The sequence below is a fragment of the Acinetobacter sp. Marseille-Q1623 genome (genome assembly GCF_902809895.1).
Lineage (GTDB): Bacteria > Pseudomonadota > Gammaproteobacteria > Pseudomonadales > Moraxellaceae > Acinetobacter > Acinetobacter piscicola_A.
Genome location: NZ_CADDWG010000001.1, coordinates 2107283 through 2124352, shown reverse-complemented (window position 1 = coordinate 2124352; position 17070 = coordinate 2107283). Strand labels below are relative to the sequence as shown.

The window sequence follows — 17070 nt, the reverse complement described above, 5'->3', positions numbered from 1 at the left end:
CTACGTCGAGTTTTATTTCCTAAATTTTCGTTTTATGCAACTTTCTGATTTTAACTTTGACCTCCCCGATGAGCTTATTGCTCGCTATCCTTTAGACACACGTAGTGCATCACGGTTACTGCATCTCAATGCAGATGGGTCATACCAAGACCATCATTTCACCGATATTTTAGATTTGTTCGAAGAAGGTGACTTAATGGTGTTAAATGATACCAAAGTGATGAAAGCTCGCCTTAAAGGTAAGCGTGCAACAGGTGGTGCAGTCGAGGTTCTCGTTGAACGTATTTTTGACCAAACCATTGCCCATTGTCATATCAAAGCCAGTAATTCTCCCAAAGCAGGCGCTGAATTATTTATTGGTGAAGATGGAGTCAAAGTGACTGTCACTGGTCGACATGAAAATTTATTTGTCGTGGAGTTTTCACAACCTATTTTACAAGTTTTAGAGGTTTATGGTCAGCTACCGATTCCACCATATTTTAATCGTGAAGCTGAAGCGATTGACACTGAACGCTATCAAACAGTTTTTAATGACCCGACTAAGTTAGCATCTGTTGCAGCGCCAACAGCAAGTTTGCATTTCGATGAAGACCTTCTAGCCAAATTAGCCCAAAAAGGTGTGAATAAAACTTTTGTCACTTTACACGTTGGTGCAGGCACTTTCTTGCCAGTACGTACCACAGATATTGAAAATCACATTATGCATAGTGAATGGTGTGAAGTATCAGAATCTGCTGCAAAAATGATTCAAGATACGCAAGCTCGTGGTAATAAAGTGATTGCCATTGGTACAACGGCAACACGTGCAGTCGAAAGTGCTGCACAAGCTTGTGGTGGGAAAATTGGTGCTTGGACAGGGGATACACAGATTTTTATTTATCCAGGTTATCAGTTCTGTGTCGTAGATCGTTTAATTACGAACTTCCATTTACCTGAATCAACCTTACTGATGTTGGTTTCGGCATTATCAAGTAAAGAAAATATTTTGAATGCATATCAACATGCAGTGGCAAGCAAATATCGTTTCTTTAGTTATGGTGATGCGATGTTGATTGAAAAATCATCTGTATAAGTTTTGCATTTATAAATAAAAAAACCGATGCCTTGGCATCGGTTTTTTATCACACAAATAAATTTGTGCTAGATCACTTATTGTACTGCTTCAAGAGCAGCATTTAAAGTTGCACTTGGACGCATTACTGCATCAACTTTTGCTGTATCTACTGCATAGTAACCACCGATATCAGCAGCTTTACCTTGCACTGCAGCAAGTTCAGCAACGATTTTTTCTTCGTTGTCAGCAAGTGTTTTAGCAAGTGGTGCAAACTTCGCTTTAAGCTCAGCATCTTCATCTTGTGCAGCCAAAGCTTCAGCCCAGAATTTAGCAAGATAGAAATGGCTACCACGGTTATCCAACTCACCTGTACGGCGTGATGGAGATTTATCGTTGTCGAGCAGTTTACCTGTTGCTTGGTCTAAAGTCTTCGCAAGAAGTTTTGCTTTCGCGTTATCTTCTTTAATGCCCATTTCTTCTAAAGAAACAGCAAGTGCTAAGAACTCACCTAAAGAATCCCAACGTAAGTGGTTTTCTTCAACAAGTTGTTGTACGTGTTTAGGCGCAGAACCGCCTGCACCAGTTTCGTACATACCACCGCCCGCCATTAACGGAACGATAGACAACATTTTCGCAGAAGTACCTAATTCCATGATTGGGAACAAGTCTGTGAGATAGTCACGTAAAATGTTACCTGTTACAGAAATTGTATCTAGACCGCGCGCTACACGTTCAAGTGTATAACGCATTGCACGTACTTGAGACATGATTTGAATGTCTAAGCCAGCAGTGTCATGATCTTTCAAGTAAGTTTGAACTTTCTTGATCAATTCATTTTCATGTGGACGGTACGGGTCAAGCCAGAAGATTGCAGGCATGCCAGAGTTACGCGCACGCGTTACTGCAAGTTTTACCCAGTCACGGATCGGTGCGTCTTTCACCTGACACATACGCCAGATATCGCCTTCTTCAACGTTTTGCGACATTAATACTTCACCTGTTTCAAGATCAGTAATGTTCGCTACACCCGCTTCAGTAATTTCAAACGTTTTGTCGTGTGAACCGTATTCTTCAGCTTTTTGTGCCATCAAACCAACGTTAGGCACAGTACCCATCGTACGTGGATCAAAATTACCATTCCATTTACAGAAGTTGATCATTTCTTGGTAAATACGGGCAAATGTAGACTCAGGCATTACGGCTTTACAGTCATACTGTTTACCGTCAGCACCCCACATTTTACCGCCACCACGAATCATTGCAGGCATAGAAGCATCTACAATCACGTCATTTGGTGAATGGAAGTTGGTGATGCCTTTTGCAGAATCTACCATTGCTAAAGCAGGGCGGTGTTCTTGACAAGCATGTAAATCTTCGATGATTTCTTCACGTAAAGAAGTCGGTAGGGTTTCGATCTTTTCATAAAGACCTGCCATACCGTTATTTACGTTAATGCCGAGTTCCGCGAATAATTTGGCATGTTTTTCAAAAGCTTCTTTATAATAAATTTTCACACAGTGACCGAATACGATCGGGTGTGAAACTTTCATCATGGTTGCTTTCACGTGTAAAGAGAACAAAATGCCCGCTTCTTTACAATCATCTAATTCTTTTTCATAGAAGTCGCAAAGTGCTTTTTTGCTCATGAACATAGAGTCGATGATTTCACCGTCTTGAAGCGCAACTTTTGGCTTAAGAACGATAGTTTCACCTGACTTGGTGATCAATTCCATTTTCACATTACGTGCACGGTCTAAAGTCATTGACTTTTCACCGTGATAGAAGTCACCTTCATCCATATGTGAAACGTGGGTTTGTGACCACTGTTTCCATTCACTCATAGAGTGTGGATGTTTTTTTGCATAATTTTTTACGGCAGTAGGTGCACGGCGGTCAGAGTTACCTTCACGTAAAACTGGGTTTACAGCAGAACCTAAGCATTTGCCATAACGTGCTTTAATTTCTTTCTCTTCATCAGTTGTTGGATTTTCTGGATAATCAGGAATCGCAAAACCTTTCGATTGAAGCTCTTTAATACATGCTGTTAATTGAGCAACAGATGCACTGATATTTGGCAATTTAATGATATTGGTATCAGGATCTTGAGTAAGACGACCTAATTCAGCAAGGTTATTGTTAACCTTTTGCTCATCTTTTAGATAGTCTGTAAATTCTGCAAGCACACGTGCAGCAACAGAGATGTCGGTTTTAACGATCTCTACGCCAGCGGGCTTAGTAAAGGTCTCAATGATCGGTAGCAGAGAATAGGTCGCTAACAGTGGCGCCTCGTCGGTCAATGTGTAAATGATAGTTGACTTTCCACCAGCCATATATAGCCCCTTGCTTTGGATTATGTTTTTGAGGACTAAACTTGTGGTTCAGTCCCTACGAACCGATTTGCTTAAATAAAAACATTGAAAGTATCAATGTTCATTTCCTTTCAGTCAATGTAAGATCTAGTGATAACGACATTTCGCTAAAAAATGATACTAGAGCTTGTATGACTGCTTCATGACGAGATCTGTCACATGGGTTGTAAATCTGAAAATACCTTCAGTTTCTTGATCTATGCGACAAAACACAGAACAACTTGTGTAGGATAAGTTTGGTGTAGAATGAGAGTGAATTGTAACAGCGCAGTATTTCTTATTTTTATATCGCGACAAACACTCACACATTGAACACCGTGTGTGTTCTGGCGAAACAATACACAACCTGTCAATATTTGCAAATCTATAACTTAGTGACATGATAACAGAATTTGTTTAAATATGCTTAATTAGGTGTACAGTAATGACGTATGAGCATCGAACAAAATAGAGCTAGAATAGAAAACGGTCATTGTATTATTTGTATAAGATAGAAACTAAATATATCAATGAAAATCAGTAAAATTTTAACATTATTTAATTTTATCTATTTTTGATTGATGGTATTTAAATTAAAATATAATTTATATGAAGGATATATATCTATTTTTCGGTTTATAAATCTGATTTAAAAAATCATCAAATGTAGGTAAATATAATTTAACACATCTAAATGAAGTATAGGACTATATTTTAATTTATATGCCATAGTTTTATGTAGTTGATTTTGTAGTGTTTTTAAATAAAATAGAGTTTGGGATTATTATCGATAGAAGGTTGTATTATTCTAGACATATTGTTGTTATATTATAAAATGTGACATCTTGTAAATAAGCTGAGTCATACATTCTTTTTACTCGTCCTCATGAGGCAGCCATGACATTAAAACTCTTAGAAATGAGTGAGGCTGATAAGCTAAGCGCTTGTAAATTATCTTTATTATTGGGTGTAAATAGCTCGGATAATAAAATTGAGCGTTATATGCGGGTTGCACGTGGCATATTGAATTTAAAAAAAGCAATTTTTTCGTTTCATGACGAACCTTATGCCTGGTATACCGAGTCATTGTACGATTTTCGAATGCTCGTTATCGAAAAAAATAAAAGTTTACTGCCTTATTTTGAACAAGATTTAATGATTACTGCCAAACATCATAATTATCAAGAATTTTCACAACATTTACGTGGTTTAAATATACCTCATCAACGTGTAGTGGGATTAAATTTTAAATATAGTGAAACAGGCGAATCATTTGGTCAGGTCATTTTTTTTGATGATGCTGAGGAAGATATTACTGTCGAACAAATGAGTTTGTTAGATGAATTAAGTTCTGGTTTGGTGACGATTTTAGAAAAAAGAACAGAGTCGGAAAATTATTTAGAACTTTATGAACAAGAGTGTGCACTCAATTTTAGTAAAACTAAATTTTTCCAAATCATTGCACATGATTTACGAGCACCATTTCATGGCTTGATTGGTTTTTCTGAGGTTTTAGCGAAAGAGCAAGATACATTAGATCGTGAAAGTATTCAGAATATTGCTGAATACTTATACGATACTGCCATGTCAACTTATACGTTATTGGAGAATTTACTGAATTGGGCAATGGCGGAAGGTGGGCGCTTTGTTTATCACCCGATTAACTTCAATTTAAAACAATCTACAAAGATTGTTTATGATGTGCTGAATATGTTGGCTATCAAAAAAAATATTCAGTTAGTGGATGAGGTGCCGGAGCATCTTAAAGTATATGCTGATATCAATATGGTGACTTCGATTATTCAAAACTTAGTTTCGAATGCATTGAAATTTACTCATGTTGATGGTTCAGGCAAAGTCATTCTTAGTGCAAAAGAAAGTCTAGAAGGCATTGAAATTTCAATCCGTGATACAGGGATTGGAATGACAGAACAACAAATGCAGAACATTTTTGAGCCTGAAATCAATGCCAGCTTTAAAGGAACATCTGGTGAGCGAGGAACAGGTTTAGGTTTGGTTCTATGTAAACGTTTTGTTGATTTAAATCATGGTGTGATTTCAGTGAGCTCTAAAATGGGAGAGGGGACAGTCTTTACTTTGATATTGCCTACAGCGAAGCACAGTCATCAAGCTTTAGTGACAGCATCAATCGATAAAAAAACGTGTCAGAAAAACAATGTATAAAACATTCATCAACAGCGTTTAAGTAGAGCGCAAAGCGTTCGTAATGTCTAATATTTTGACTAAAATGCCGGAAATTTGCCTCTGAAATCTGCCCGTGGCAGTGATAACCTGTTATAAAGATAAGGTGAATTAAAAAGTATAGGCTCTTTCCAAATGAATGCTGAGCAATTGCAAAAAACGTTACGTGCCAGTCAATACGCAGAACAAGTATTAAGTTTACATCAGGCTTTTTTAGAACAAGATTATGCTATTGATCAGTTTCAGTATTCGCTTTCAACCGAAAAAATTCAACAATATGTGCATGAAACCTTAGTTGGAATTTCAGATGAATTGCAATGGATGAAAGCCATTCGTATTTTACGTGCACGTTTAATGTTTCGTTGGATTTGGCAAGATGCTAATCAGCTTACAAATGTGGTTACTTTAACACGTGAACTTTCCGATTTTGCAGATGCAAGTATTAATGCGGCTAAAGATTTTGCCAGAATTCCATTGATTGCAAAGTATGGAGAACCGATTGGTTATAATGGCAAAGTGCAAGATCTGATTGTCATTGCAATGGGGAAATTGGGTGCGCAAGAGCTGAATTTATCGAGTGATATCGACCTGATTTTTGCTTTTGATGAACAGGGTGAAACCAACGGTCGTAAGTGTGTTGATGTACAACAGTTTTGTATTCATTGGGGACAAAAGCTGATTTATTTGCTTGAGCATATCACCGCAGATGGTTTTGTATTTCGTGTTGATATGCGTTTACGTCCTTGGGGTGATGGTTCCGCACTTGCCATTAGTCATGTGGCATTAGAAAAATATCTCAGTCAGCATGGACGTGAATGGGAGCGTTATGCATGGATTAAAGCGCGTATCGTATCAGGTGGAAAAGAGGGGGATGAGCTGTTAGAAATGACACGACCTTTTGTTTTCCGTAAGTACGTGGATTACACGGCTTTTGAAGCGATGCGTGAAATGAAAGCCATGATTGAGCGCGAAGTTGCACGTCGTAATATTGCTGATGATATTAAGCTAGGTGCTGGAGGGATTCGAGAGGTTGAATTCATTGTTCAAGTATTTCAACTGATTTATGGCGGTTCAAAATTAGAATTACAAGATCGGCAATGCCTAGTTAGCCTAAAACACTTGGGTGAAGTTGGACTACTAGACTTACAATCAGTTCTAGATCTTGAGGATGCTTATCTTTTTCTACGTCGTGTTGAGCATGCTATTCAAGCATTGAATGATCAACAAACCCAATCTTTGCCAACTGAGCCAGAACTTAGACAGCGTATTGTTGATACTTTGAGTTTTAAGGATTGGCAACAGTTTCTTGATGTATTAAATGAAAAGCGTAGTAGAGTGATTTACCAATTTGAACATCTAATTAAAGAAAAAGGCTACGATTCACCTGCGGAAAGTTTTAGTCAACTTGAGCAACAATTAGAAAATGTCTTAGATGAAAATGCAAAAAATTTAATTCATGAATTTTGGTACGGACATGCCATTAAAAAACTTCCTGCCAAAGCAGTACAGCGCTTAAAAGAGTTCTGGCCGCATTTGATTGAAGCGATTTTACAATCAGATAAACCGCAAGTGGCGCTCATGCGTTTGATGCCTTTGGTCGAGTCGGTGATGCGCCGTACTGTCTATTTAGTCATGCTCATTGAAAGCAAAGGGGCATTGCAGCGTTTAGTTAAAATGGCAACGGTAAGCCCTTGGATCTGTGAAGAGCTGACTCATTATCCAGTGTTATTAGATGAATTTTTGTCGATGGATTTTGAATTGCCAAAACGCAAAGATTTGGAAGATTCTTTACGCCAACAGTTATTACGCATTGAGATTGATCAAGTTGAAGATCAAATGCGTGTATTGCGTTTATTCAAAAAATCGAATGTTCTGACGGTTGCGGCAAGTGATGTACTGGCTGAAAGCCCCCTCATGAAAGTCTCAGATGCACTCACTGATATTGCTGAAGTATCTGTCATTGCGACTTTAAATTTGGCTTATCAAACTGTGGCGAAACGGCATGGTTATCCATTAGATGCAGAAGGACAGCGCTGTTCACTTGATCACATGGCTTTTGTTGTTGCAGGCTATGGTAAATTGGGTGGAATAGAATTGGGCTATGGTTCGGACTTAGATTTAGTATTTATTCATTATATGGATGAGCAAGCCGATACCGATGGCATGAAAATCATTAGTGGTTTTGAATTTGCTATGCGCGTTGCACAGAAATTTATGTCTTTAATGACCACGCAAACACTCGATGGTCGAGTCTATGAGGTGGATACGCGCTTACGTCCATCAGGTGAAGCAGGGCTTTTAGTGACCAGTCTAAAAGCATTTGAACAATATCAATTAAAGAATGCATGGTTATGGGAGCATCAAGCCATTGTACGAGCACGTTCTATCGCAGGAGAAGCAATCTTAAGAAGCAAGTTTGAGCAACTACGTTGTCGAATTCTGACCTTGCCGAGAGAAGAAGAAACAGTTCGACAAGAAGTATTAAAAATGCGGCAAAAGATGAAAGATCATCTAGGTTCTTCAAAAGAACAGAAGAAAGATGGAATTTTTCATTTAAAACAGGATGCAGGTGGTATCGTTGACATTGAATTTATGGCACAGTATGTTGTATTAGCCTGGAGTGGGACGAATCCTGATCTCGCCCATTATTCCGACAATGTTAGAATTCTTGAGGATGCCGCAAAGGCAGGTTGCTTATCCAGCGACGATGTATCCGCACTGATTCAAGCTTATCTTAGTGAACGCGCCGAGAGCCATCGCTTAGCACTTGCAAATCATAATATGCAAGTTAGCGCAGCTGATTGGCACGATACCCGAGAGGTCGTTTGTAAGTTATGGCAAAGATTAATTGATCCAACAGCGACTTTCGCTTTGGAAAGTGAATAATAGTGTAAAAATTTGGAGTGTGTGCCATGAATTTGGCTGATCGTGATGGTTTTATTTGGCAAGATGGACAAATGGTTGATTGGCGTGAAGCGAAAGTTCACGTTTTAACCCATACTTTACATTATAGTATGGGTGTGTTTGAAGGCGTCCGAGCTTATGAAACACCAAATGGTACCGCGATTTTCCGTCTCCAAGACCATACAAAACGTTTGTTAAATTCTGCAAAAATTTATCAAATGAAAGTTCCATTTGATCAAGCAACTTTAGAACAAGCTCAAATTGATGTTGTACGTGAAAATAAATTAGCTTCTTGCTATTTACGTCCAATCATTTTCATTGGTTCGGAAAAACTCGGGATTGCTGCAACAGACAACACGATTCATGCAACTGTAGCAGCGTGGAGTTGGGGGGCTTACCTTGGTGATGACGCAATGGCGAAAGGCATTCGTGTTAAAACTTCATCATTTACGCATCATCACCCGAACGTGACGATGTGTAAGGCAAAAGCTGCGGGCAATTACACGCTTTCTATTCTTGCCCATCAAGAAGTTGCTCAAGCTGGTTATGACGAAGCAATGTTGATGGACCCACAGGGTTATGTATGTCAAGGTTCAGGCGAAAATGTATTCTTAGTCAAAGATGGCGCATTGCATACACCTGATATTGCAGGTGGTGCATTGGATGGGATTACTCGTCAAACCATCATTACTATTGCGAAAGACCTTGGTATTGAAGTATTTGAACGTCGTATTACGCGTGATGAATTCTACATTGGTGATGAAGCATTCTTCACAGGTACTGCTGCTGAAGTAACGCCAATCCGTGAGTATGATGACCGTGAAATCGGCTCTGGTGCGCGTGGTCCGATCACTGAGAAAATTCAAAAAGCATTCTTTGATGCAGTTCAGGGTAAAGATCCTAAATATGCACACTGGTTGACTTACGTAAAATAAGTTGATCGGTTAAGATAAAAAGGCGGAACTTGGTTTCGCCTTTTTTTATGATTTTTTAGAGCTGTTAAATAAGGGTTTTCATGCATATTGTCTACGTTAGTGATGGAAAAGCAGGACATCGTTCACAGGCAATCGGCTTGTTTAAAGCGATGCAAAGACAATCTCAGCAAGCTGTCACTTTTGAAGAAATCTCAATTGCGGAACTTGCCATTTTTCCTTTAATCATGGGAATGATGCAGCATAAAATTCCTCAGCTTCAACAAACACCAGATTATATTTTTGGAGTGGGAAGCCACACTCAATTCAGGGTTTTGTTGTTGGGGAAAATCTATAAACAGGCAAAAACGGTCATTTTGATGAAGCCAAATTTTCCATGTTCAATGTTTGATTATGCTGTGATTCCTGAACATGATGCTGTGACAGAACAGGGCAATGTGATTGTGAGCAGAGGCGCGCTGAATCCCATTGTGGATGAGCAACGGCACATTTCAGGTCGCATTTTGATTGCACTGGGTGGTTCATCGAAACGCCATACATGGAATGATCAAAAAGTTTTAACTGCAATTGAAAATATTGTTCAGCAAAATTCGCACGGCGATATCATTTTAACCACATCAAGACGCACACCCTCAGACTTTTTGAGTCAATTAAAGCAAAAAAAATATGCAGAAAAATTGCAAATTTTTCCTGTAGAGCAAACACCACAAGGCTGGATTTTTGAGCAAATGCAATTGGCAGAAGCTGTTTGGGTGACAGAGGACAGTGTTTCAATGATTTTTGAGGCATTGACGGCAGGATGTAAAGTTGGGACGATTTTAATTGATCGCAGCAAGCAAGATCGAATCACGCAATCTATCGATCAGATTTTGACAGCACATTTGATTTCCACTGCTGAAAACATTGCTGATTTACCACAAGCACAGACTTTTAAAGAAGCAGATCGTGTGGCAACATATCTTTTAGCAAAATAACTGGTCATGACCGTGATTTATATTCTCATTTTACTGTTGGTTTTAATGATTGCATTTAGCATGAAATATGCATGGTGGAAACCTGCTGTAGATTGGAAACGTCCGCGTGTTCTGATGTATCACATGGTGCGCGAGCATATAGAGGGTGCGAAGTTCAATAAATTACGAGTCAAACCTGCTGAGTTTGAAAAGCAAATCGCATGGATGAAAGCACAAGGTTTTCACTTTGTGACCATGCAGGAATTACAGCAGAATTGGGGCAAACACCCTGAAAAAACGGTTGCCATTACTTTTGATGATGGCTATTTGGATAATCTGGAAAATGCTTATCCTATTTTAGAAAAATATCAAGCCAAAGCCACGATTTATGTGGTGGTTGATCGTCATGATCGTGATTGGTCCACCTATAAAAAAGCCCATCATAATAGTGGTGAATTGGCACGTGAGCCTAAACTCAATGATGAACAAGTCCGCTTTTTGGCACAAGGTGCTGTGGTTGAAATTGGTTCACATACCCTGACTCATGCCAATCTGGATAAACTGACGGATGAGCAGTGTCTGCATGAGTTACAGGACTCTAAAATACAACTGGAGCAACTGACTCAGCAAGCAGTGACAAGTTTTGCTTATCCCTTTGGAATCTATTCACAACGTGATGTCGATTTGGCAAAACAGGCAGGTTATCACAATGCAGTTACCACCAAAGAAGGCATTGATGGTCTAAGCCCTGACTTTATGCAACTACAACGGATTAAAATCAGCGGTAAGGATTCAATGTTTGTTGTCAAACTCCGTCTTAAACTTGGCAAGCGTGAGGGCTGATCATGCGTATAACAATGGTCATGGCAAGTAACGAAGATGGTGGGCTTGAAAAGCATGTCATTGAATTGAGTAACGGTTTAGCTCAGTTTCATGATGTAAGTTTAATTGCACATTCACGTTTTTTACCTTTAATGAGTCCAAAGGTTAATTTTATTGAAATGGATATGAGTGGCAGCCGTCATAATCCATTTACTAAGATTAAATTAAAACAAAAAATACTTCAAACACAACCAGATGTATTACATGCACATGCTTCAAAAACTGCAAAATTTTTACAGCATATGATTTCTAGTTTTGATTTTCCAAGTGTTGTCACCATGCACGGTTTGAAAAGTAATATCAAAGCTTATCTAGCTTTTGATCAAATTATTGCAGTGAGTCAACGTTTAGCAAATGAAATTAATCAGCCAAATAAAGTCAGTGTCGTTTATAACGGAGCTGTTGTGACTGAACCTGTTACTGCATTGCAGCGAAACCACAAATTTCTTGCGATTGGTCGCTTAAATGAAGTGAAAGGTTTTGATGTTTTGATCCGTGCTTGGAAAGATATTTCACATGAATTATTGATTATCGGTGATGGTGAAGAGCAAGAAAAATTACAGTATTTAATCGAGCAATTGGATTTACAAGATCGCGTCAAATTGTATGGATACTCTGATCATATTCATCAACAAATTAACCAATCAGAAGCATTAATCATTTCATCGCATCGTGAAGGTGGGCCTTATACCTTGAGTGAGGCTTTACTGTTACAGCGTCCAGTGATTGGAACTGATGTTGGAATGATGTCAGAGTTTATTCCACGTGAGTTTTTATGTGAAATTAACCAACCTGATGCTTTACAGCAATTGATAAAGCATTATATAAACGAACTTGATGTTGGTCAAAAATTCGGCATTTCTTTTGATTTAGCAAAACAGCAACTTAGCTTTGATAAAATGATTGCTCATACTATTGATGTCTATATGAAAGTACAACATTCACATAAATAAAGTTTGGATAAATTCATGCAAGATTTACAAAAGCCAATGATTCTCGCCATAACAGATGGTCGTCCTGGTCATGAAACGCAGACTCAAGGTATTTGTACAATATTAAATCGAGATCAAAAATATTTAGTTGAATATATAAAAATAAAGACGATTTCTAAGTTTAAAAAGAAAATTTTGATGTGGGGATTTAAATTTTTTTCAAAATCGTGGATGTTGGGGCAAATCTTTGATCTTGATGAATTTGAAGATATGGATATAGACAGTATCGAATATATCGTTTCTGCAGGTGGTGATACTTTGCTAGCAAATGCATTGTTAAAAGTATATTTAAGCAGCGTTGATGTTCCCGCCAAAAATATTATTGCAACGTCATTGAGAGGAATGCCAGCTAGTGCATTTGATGCAGTATTTACCATTGATGAAAATAAAGCAGGGCGGTCACCATTTATTTACTATCCTATTGCACCCAATAAATTGTTGAGTTTTAATTTAGATAAAGATGAACAAGGTGCACGTCAAAAACTTAATTTAAAATCTGGCACAGGTGTGTGGAGTGTTTTGATTGGTGCTGATTCACATGATGTTTCAATTGGTTCCGTTGAAGACTGGATTATCATGTTGGAAAACCTTGCACAAAATTTTAGTGCAGATGAGTTTTTTATTTCAACATCTAGAAGAACACCAAAATTATTTGAACAAGCTTTGAAAAATGTTTTAAAACAATATAAAAATGTGCATTTGATACTGGTGGGTGAAGGAGATAAGACACCAGTAAAGGATTTAATGTATGCAGCAAATATTATTATTTGTTCACCAGATTCGACTTCGATGGTGAGTGAAAGTTTAATGTTGCAAAAACCAGTATTAATTGCACATTTCGCTAGCACACGCTTAAACTCAGAATTTGAAAAATATTATGCTGATAAAAAAAATCGTGGCTGGATAAAGTTTTATTCCCCAGAACATTTTGATATTCAAATTTTAAATGATTTTAAATATGAATATCATGCGATAAAATTAGAAGAACTAATTAAGGCTCAATTTGAATCAAATAATTTATAATTGACCAAGCTTTAAAAGTAATAGGTTTAATTAATTCAAGGATTCTTTGTGGCATGAAAATTATTAACACAGTTTATGGTGATGCGACAGGTGGCCGTTGGCAAGCCATGTTAAATATAGCAGATACATTGGAACTGGGTGGACATGAGGTTGTTTTATTACGTGGTGAAGAAAATAAGCATTTGAGCAGTGGAAACCGCTCCATTCATGTCATTGCAAATACAGGCTTTTATAGTGTCAATGCCGCAATGAAGATTCGTAAGTTTTTATTGGAACAGCAACCTGATGCTGTCATCGCACATAGTGGAAAAGCAGTCTGGTTGTTTAAGAATGCAATGATGGGGATGGCCAAAAAAATTCCAGTGATTGCAGTTAATCATAGCCATAATGTCAAGCGTACTGTGAGGGCTGATGCATTTATACACATTACACCGCATATTCAGCATTTAGTTCAGCAAAGAATGACAGAGGCACAAAATGCCAAAAAAATGCATGCTGTCATTTCCAATTTAATACACTTACCTAATGAACCCGCTCTACCACAGCCACTACGGACTCCGCCGACAATCGCAATGTTGACCAGGATGATTCCAAACAAGGGTGTTCATATTTTAATTGAAGCGATTCATCTACTCAATCAAAAAAATATTCAGGTAAATGCAATTCTTGCAGGAGATGGTGAGAACAAAGCAGAATATGAAAAAATGGTACAAGATTTTGGCATTGAGCATTTAGTTCAGTTCCCTGGCTGGGTGGATGCTCAGCAAAAAGTCGAGATTTATCATCGTGCGGATATGATGGCTATACCATCATTAAATGATATCCAACCTCTTGGCATTCTTGATGCTTTTGGATGGGGAAAAGTCGTTTTAAGTAGCGATCATATTGGTCCTATGCAAGTATGTAAACATCGTGAAAATGCCTGGGTGGCCAAACTTGGTGATGCACAGGATCTTGCAAATGGGATTGAATATCTCATCGCTCATCCAGAAGAAGCGCTACAGTTGGCGCAACAAGCCAAGAAAGAAGCATTGGACGTCTATTGTTTTGAGCAAATTGCGAAAGCGCATAATCAATTTGTCACCGCTGTTGTAGAGCGTTTCAAATCATGATGTTTTTGATGACTTTAATGCTGCTCAGTCAGTTGTAAAAATTGTTCTGCCATTCGATCAATACTAATATTTCTTTGCATTGCAGTGTTGTATTGTATCGGGTGGTTTACAAGGGTATACAGTTTCTGTGCCAATTCTTTAATATTTTGTTTTTCAGCCAGGCATAGTGCTTTATATTCTTCTGTAAACAAGTCTGTAATTCCCGTAGAGGACGCATAACTGACGACAGGGATATTCAATGAAATCGCTTCTAGCAAGGTGACAGGACTCCCCTCATAAAATGAAGACATAATGACGCATTGACTTTGTTGCATATAGGTTTTAGGTTGCTCAATCCATCCAAGAAATTCAACTTTGTCCTGAGTATTCAGTGATCGTACCCATTGTTCCAGGCGGTTACGTTCAGGACCTTCACCGATAATCGCCATTTTCCCTGTTAAACCACTTTGTAAAAATGCCTTGATCGCATGATCAACCTGTTTAATCGCAACCAGGCGACCAACAAAAATGCAGTCCCATTTTTTGTTATAAGCCTGAGACGGATTTGGAGCAGCAATAATTTTAGTACCATTGGCAATGTTGGTAAGCTGACTGTCTGGACATAGTTTTTGATAGCGCCGAGCCAGGTCAGAATTGACAGTAATGCATTTTTTCCCGTTAAATAATTTTTTAAATTTTTTTCGGTTACGAATTTGTCGAAGGTATTCTTTTAATAATTTTAGCGGGTTTTGGGTATTTCTAAACTCAATGAGTTCAGCATGGATCCAATGCCATACTTTATCTTTTTGAGATAATTCATCGTAGATATAATAACCATTATGATGACCTAAAATGATCAAATCGAAAGATGTGGAGTTAATCAGGGAGTCGATGGTTCGTTTTTCACAATCATTCAGTTTTTTGTTTTTCCATAATTTGCCAAAGGCAAATTCAGAGCGGATATTCAAATCAATAAAATGAATTTTCTTATTTAGAATTTGCACTGTTTTATCATTGCTTAATACTGCAACCGAGACCTGATGTGCTTGATCAGCTAAACAGGATGCTAAATCAGCAGTAATTTTTTCAGCTCCACCACGGCCTAAATCATCAATAATAAATAAAATTTTTTTTGAATGATGATTCAATTTATTATCCATCATCAGCATTGCCTTTCACAACTAAATAGATAAGTGCCCCCATAATGACAAATGCACCACCAAAACAACTCAAGCAAAATAATAAAATACGTTGATATTTGTCTAAATCAAACAATTGGTGATTGAGTATATATAAGACAAAGCCCCATTGAATAAGTGAAAACGCAATAAGAATGATCGTATGACGACGAACATCGGGACGCATAGCCATGAGAGAAATTACCGTTCCAAAGAGCACCATTAGTATGCCATTTTTAAGGCCTAATCTCAATTGAATAAGCACAACTAATTTTTGAGTTAGACTTTATAATATTCCTTAAATCTAAGTCTGTAAAAAATAGAGCGGATGATAAGGTCAAGATTTTTTATATATATTGATTTGATCAGCATTTTTTCTAAAACGTTTATATGACCAAATATATTGTTCAGGTGCACCGTCAATGATTCTTTGCATTTCTTGGTTGAGGCAATCCACAGAATGCTGTAAGTTTTTTGATAAAATTTCATGAGATAGGCGAGTGCAATGCACGTCAAAGCTACGATGGTCTGTATTGCGAATGCAGCTTAAACCGATCACATTACATTGTGTTTTCTGTGCAAGTTTAGAAACCAAGGTACTTGAAAGCGTATTTTGCCCATAAAAAAGAGAGTAAATTCCACCGGACTGTTTAGGTACATGGTCAGGTAAAATCACCGTTAATCCACCCATTTTTAAATGTTTGAAAATTGCTCGAATCCCACTTTCATCTGTTGGGACAAGTTTTGCATTTGATTTTTGACGTGCTTCTAATAAGTATCGGTTAATCCCTGCAACTTTATTCGGTTTGTACATGATGAGAGGTTGGGCGTATACATTGATCCATGCATTTAAAAGCTCCCAACAACCAAAATGTGGAACGATCAGAATAACGCCCTTTTTATTTGCTAATGCATTTACAAAATGCTCTTCACCATAGATATTTTTAAGCAAGCTTAAACTATAAGCAGCAGGCATTCCCCAACATTTAATTGACTCTAGATAGGTCATATATTGGCTTTTGATGCTTTCATTGAGCATTAAATGATGGTCTGCATCACTTAAAGTGGGATATGCAACTTTTAGATTTATATGGGTATTTCTTTTGATTGAATAGTTAAAAAATTGCATGATGATTGCAATGCATATAGCAAAGCGTTGTAAGACACCCAATGGAAAGCGTGCTATAAACTTAAGAATATAATACATAAAAAGATCTGACAGATTGAATGATGAGAAAAAATAAATGGAAGAAAATAAAATGTTATAAAGATTAGGAATACGTCAGAAACATTGCAGGGCTAAAATACAAGGTATTTGAACAATCTTATGAACAAAATGAGGATGGAAATGAATGAAATTTCCAACTTTCAAAATATTTATTTTGGCGTACCTCATCATATACACTTTTAAAGTCAGATGAGTTATCAAAAACAATCAAAACATCATTTTAGTCAATATATGGGGAAATATTCATCGTAAAAAATCAAAAACCCTGCACAAAGGCAGGGTT

General features: G+C 37.6%; 13 protein-coding genes. 9 read left to right on the top strand and 4 right to left on the bottom strand.

The window, feature by feature from the left end:
* Positions 1-34 precede the first annotated feature (34 nt).
* A complete protein-coding gene (gene queA, locus HUV91_RS10030; RefSeq protein WP_174493303.1) occupies positions 35-1072 on the top strand; it encodes a tRNA preQ1(34) S-adenosylmethionine ribosyltransferase-isomerase QueA in 1038 nt (345 codons plus the stop codon).
* A 77-nt stretch (positions 1073-1149) separates the two neighbouring features.
* On the opposite strand, the gene HUV91_RS10025 is transcribed toward queA, so the two are convergent.
* Positions 1150-3384: an NADP-dependent isocitrate dehydrogenase gene (locus HUV91_RS10025; RefSeq protein ID WP_130074172.1), complete on the bottom strand. Its 2235-nt coding sequence runs from the start codon at positions 3382-3384 to the stop codon at positions 1150-1152.
* Between the two features lie 915 nt (positions 3385-4299).
* Here HUV91_RS10025 and HUV91_RS10020 point away from each other — a divergent pair.
* From HUV91_RS10020 to HUV91_RS09985, 8 genes are all read left to right on the top strand, one after another.
* Positions 4300-5586, top strand: a complete 1287-nt coding sequence (locus tag HUV91_RS10020) for a sensor histidine kinase (protein ID WP_130074173.1) — start codon at positions 4300-4302, stop codon at positions 5584-5586.
* A gap of 153 nt (positions 5587-5739) precedes the next feature.
* Complete coding sequence (gene glnE / locus HUV91_RS10015) at positions 5740-8490, top strand: bifunctional [glutamate--ammonia ligase]-adenylyl-L-tyrosine phosphorylase/[glutamate--ammonia-ligase] adenylyltransferase (protein ID WP_174493302.1); 2751 nt, start codon at positions 5740-5742, stop codon at positions 8488-8490.
* Positions 8491-8516: 26 nt separating this feature from the next.
* Complete coding sequence (locus HUV91_RS10010; protein ID WP_130074175.1) at positions 8517-9443, top strand: branched-chain amino acid transaminase; 927 nt, start codon at positions 8517-8519, stop codon at positions 9441-9443.
* Positions 9444-9523: 80 nt separating this feature from the next.
* Positions 9524-10414 carry an ELM1/GtrOC1 family putative glycosyltransferase gene (locus HUV91_RS10005; RefSeq protein ID WP_174493301.1) on the top strand — a complete coding sequence of 297 codons (891 nt, stop codon included), beginning with the start codon at positions 9524-9526 and terminating at the stop codon, positions 10412-10414.
* A gap of 12 nt (positions 10415-10426) precedes the next feature.
* Entirely contained in the window at positions 10427-11236 is an 810-nt protein-coding gene (locus tag HUV91_RS10000) for a polysaccharide deacetylase family protein (protein WP_174493627.1), read from the top strand.
* 2 nt (positions 11237-11238) lie between these two features.
* Positions 11239-12228: a glycosyltransferase gene (locus tag HUV91_RS09995; RefSeq protein WP_174493300.1), complete on the top strand. Its 990-nt coding sequence runs from the start codon at positions 11239-11241 to the stop codon at positions 12226-12228.
* Positions 12229-12243: 15 nt separating this feature from the next.
* Positions 12244-13290 (top strand): ELM1/GtrOC1 family putative glycosyltransferase, encoded by a 1047-nt coding sequence (locus HUV91_RS09990; RefSeq protein WP_174493299.1) that lies wholly within the window; start codon positions 12244-12246, stop codon positions 13288-13290.
* A 53-nt stretch (positions 13291-13343) separates the two neighbouring features.
* A complete protein-coding gene (locus tag HUV91_RS09985; protein WP_174493298.1) occupies positions 13344-14402 on the top strand; it encodes a glycosyltransferase family 4 protein in 1059 nt (352 codons plus the stop codon).
* A 14-nt stretch (positions 14403-14416) separates the two neighbouring features.
* Here HUV91_RS09985 and HUV91_RS09980 read toward each other — a convergent pair whose 3' ends face one another.
* From HUV91_RS09980 to HUV91_RS09970, 3 genes are all read right to left on the bottom strand, one after another.
* A complete protein-coding gene (locus HUV91_RS09980) occupies positions 14417-15544 on the bottom strand; it encodes a glycosyltransferase (protein ID WP_174493297.1) in 1128 nt (375 codons plus the stop codon).
* Entirely contained in the window at positions 15534-15752 is a 219-nt protein-coding gene (locus HUV91_RS09975) for a hypothetical protein (RefSeq protein WP_174493296.1), read from the bottom strand. Before HUV91_RS09975 ends, HUV91_RS09980 begins: the two co-directional genes overlap by 11 nt.
* A 144-nt stretch (positions 15753-15896) precedes the next feature.
* On the bottom strand, positions 15897-16766 hold the full coding sequence (locus HUV91_RS09970) for a lysophospholipid acyltransferase family protein (protein ID WP_174493295.1): 870 nt from the start codon (positions 16764-16766) through the stop codon (positions 15897-15899).
* Between the last annotated feature and the right edge of the window lie 304 nt (positions 16767-17070).

What these genes read in the sequence shown, in the direction of transcription:
- queA (WP_174493303.1), top strand. Translation starts at nt 35, where the DNA reads ATGCAACTTTCTGATTTTAACTTTGACCTCCCCGATGAGCTTATTGCT.
- HUV91_RS10025 (WP_130074172.1), bottom strand. Translation starts at nt 3,384, where the DNA reads ATGGCTGGTGGAAAGTCAACTATCATTTACACATTGACCGACGAGGCG.
- HUV91_RS10020 (WP_130074173.1), top strand. Translation starts at nt 4,300, where the DNA reads ATGACATTAAAACTCTTAGAAATGAGTGAGGCTGATAAGCTAAGCGCT.
- glnE (WP_174493302.1), top strand. Translation starts at nt 5,740, where the DNA reads ATGAATGCTGAGCAATTGCAAAAAACGTTACGTGCCAGTCAATACGCA.
- HUV91_RS10010 (WP_130074175.1), top strand. Translation starts at nt 8,517, where the DNA reads ATGAATTTGGCTGATCGTGATGGTTTTATTTGGCAAGATGGACAAATG.
- HUV91_RS10005 (WP_174493301.1), top strand. Translation starts at nt 9,524, where the DNA reads ATGCATATTGTCTACGTTAGTGATGGAAAAGCAGGACATCGTTCACAG.
- HUV91_RS09995 (WP_174493300.1), top strand. Translation starts at nt 11,239, where the DNA reads ATGCGTATAACAATGGTCATGGCAAGTAACGAAGATGGTGGGCTTGAA.
- HUV91_RS09990 (WP_174493299.1), top strand. Translation starts at nt 12,244, where the DNA reads ATGCAAGATTTACAAAAGCCAATGATTCTCGCCATAACAGATGGTCGT.
- HUV91_RS09985 (WP_174493298.1), top strand. Translation starts at nt 13,344, where the DNA reads ATGAAAATTATTAACACAGTTTATGGTGATGCGACAGGTGGCCGTTGG.
- HUV91_RS09980 (WP_174493297.1), bottom strand. Translation starts at nt 15,544, where the DNA reads ATGATGGATAATAAATTGAATCATCATTCAAAAAAAATTTTATTTATT.
- HUV91_RS09975 (WP_174493296.1), bottom strand. Translation starts at nt 15,752, where the DNA reads ATGGCTATGCGTCCCGATGTTCGTCGTCATACGATCATTCTTATTGCG.
- HUV91_RS09970 (WP_174493295.1), bottom strand. Translation starts at nt 16,766, where the DNA reads ATGTATTATATTCTTAAGTTTATAGCACGCTTTCCATTGGGTGTCTTA.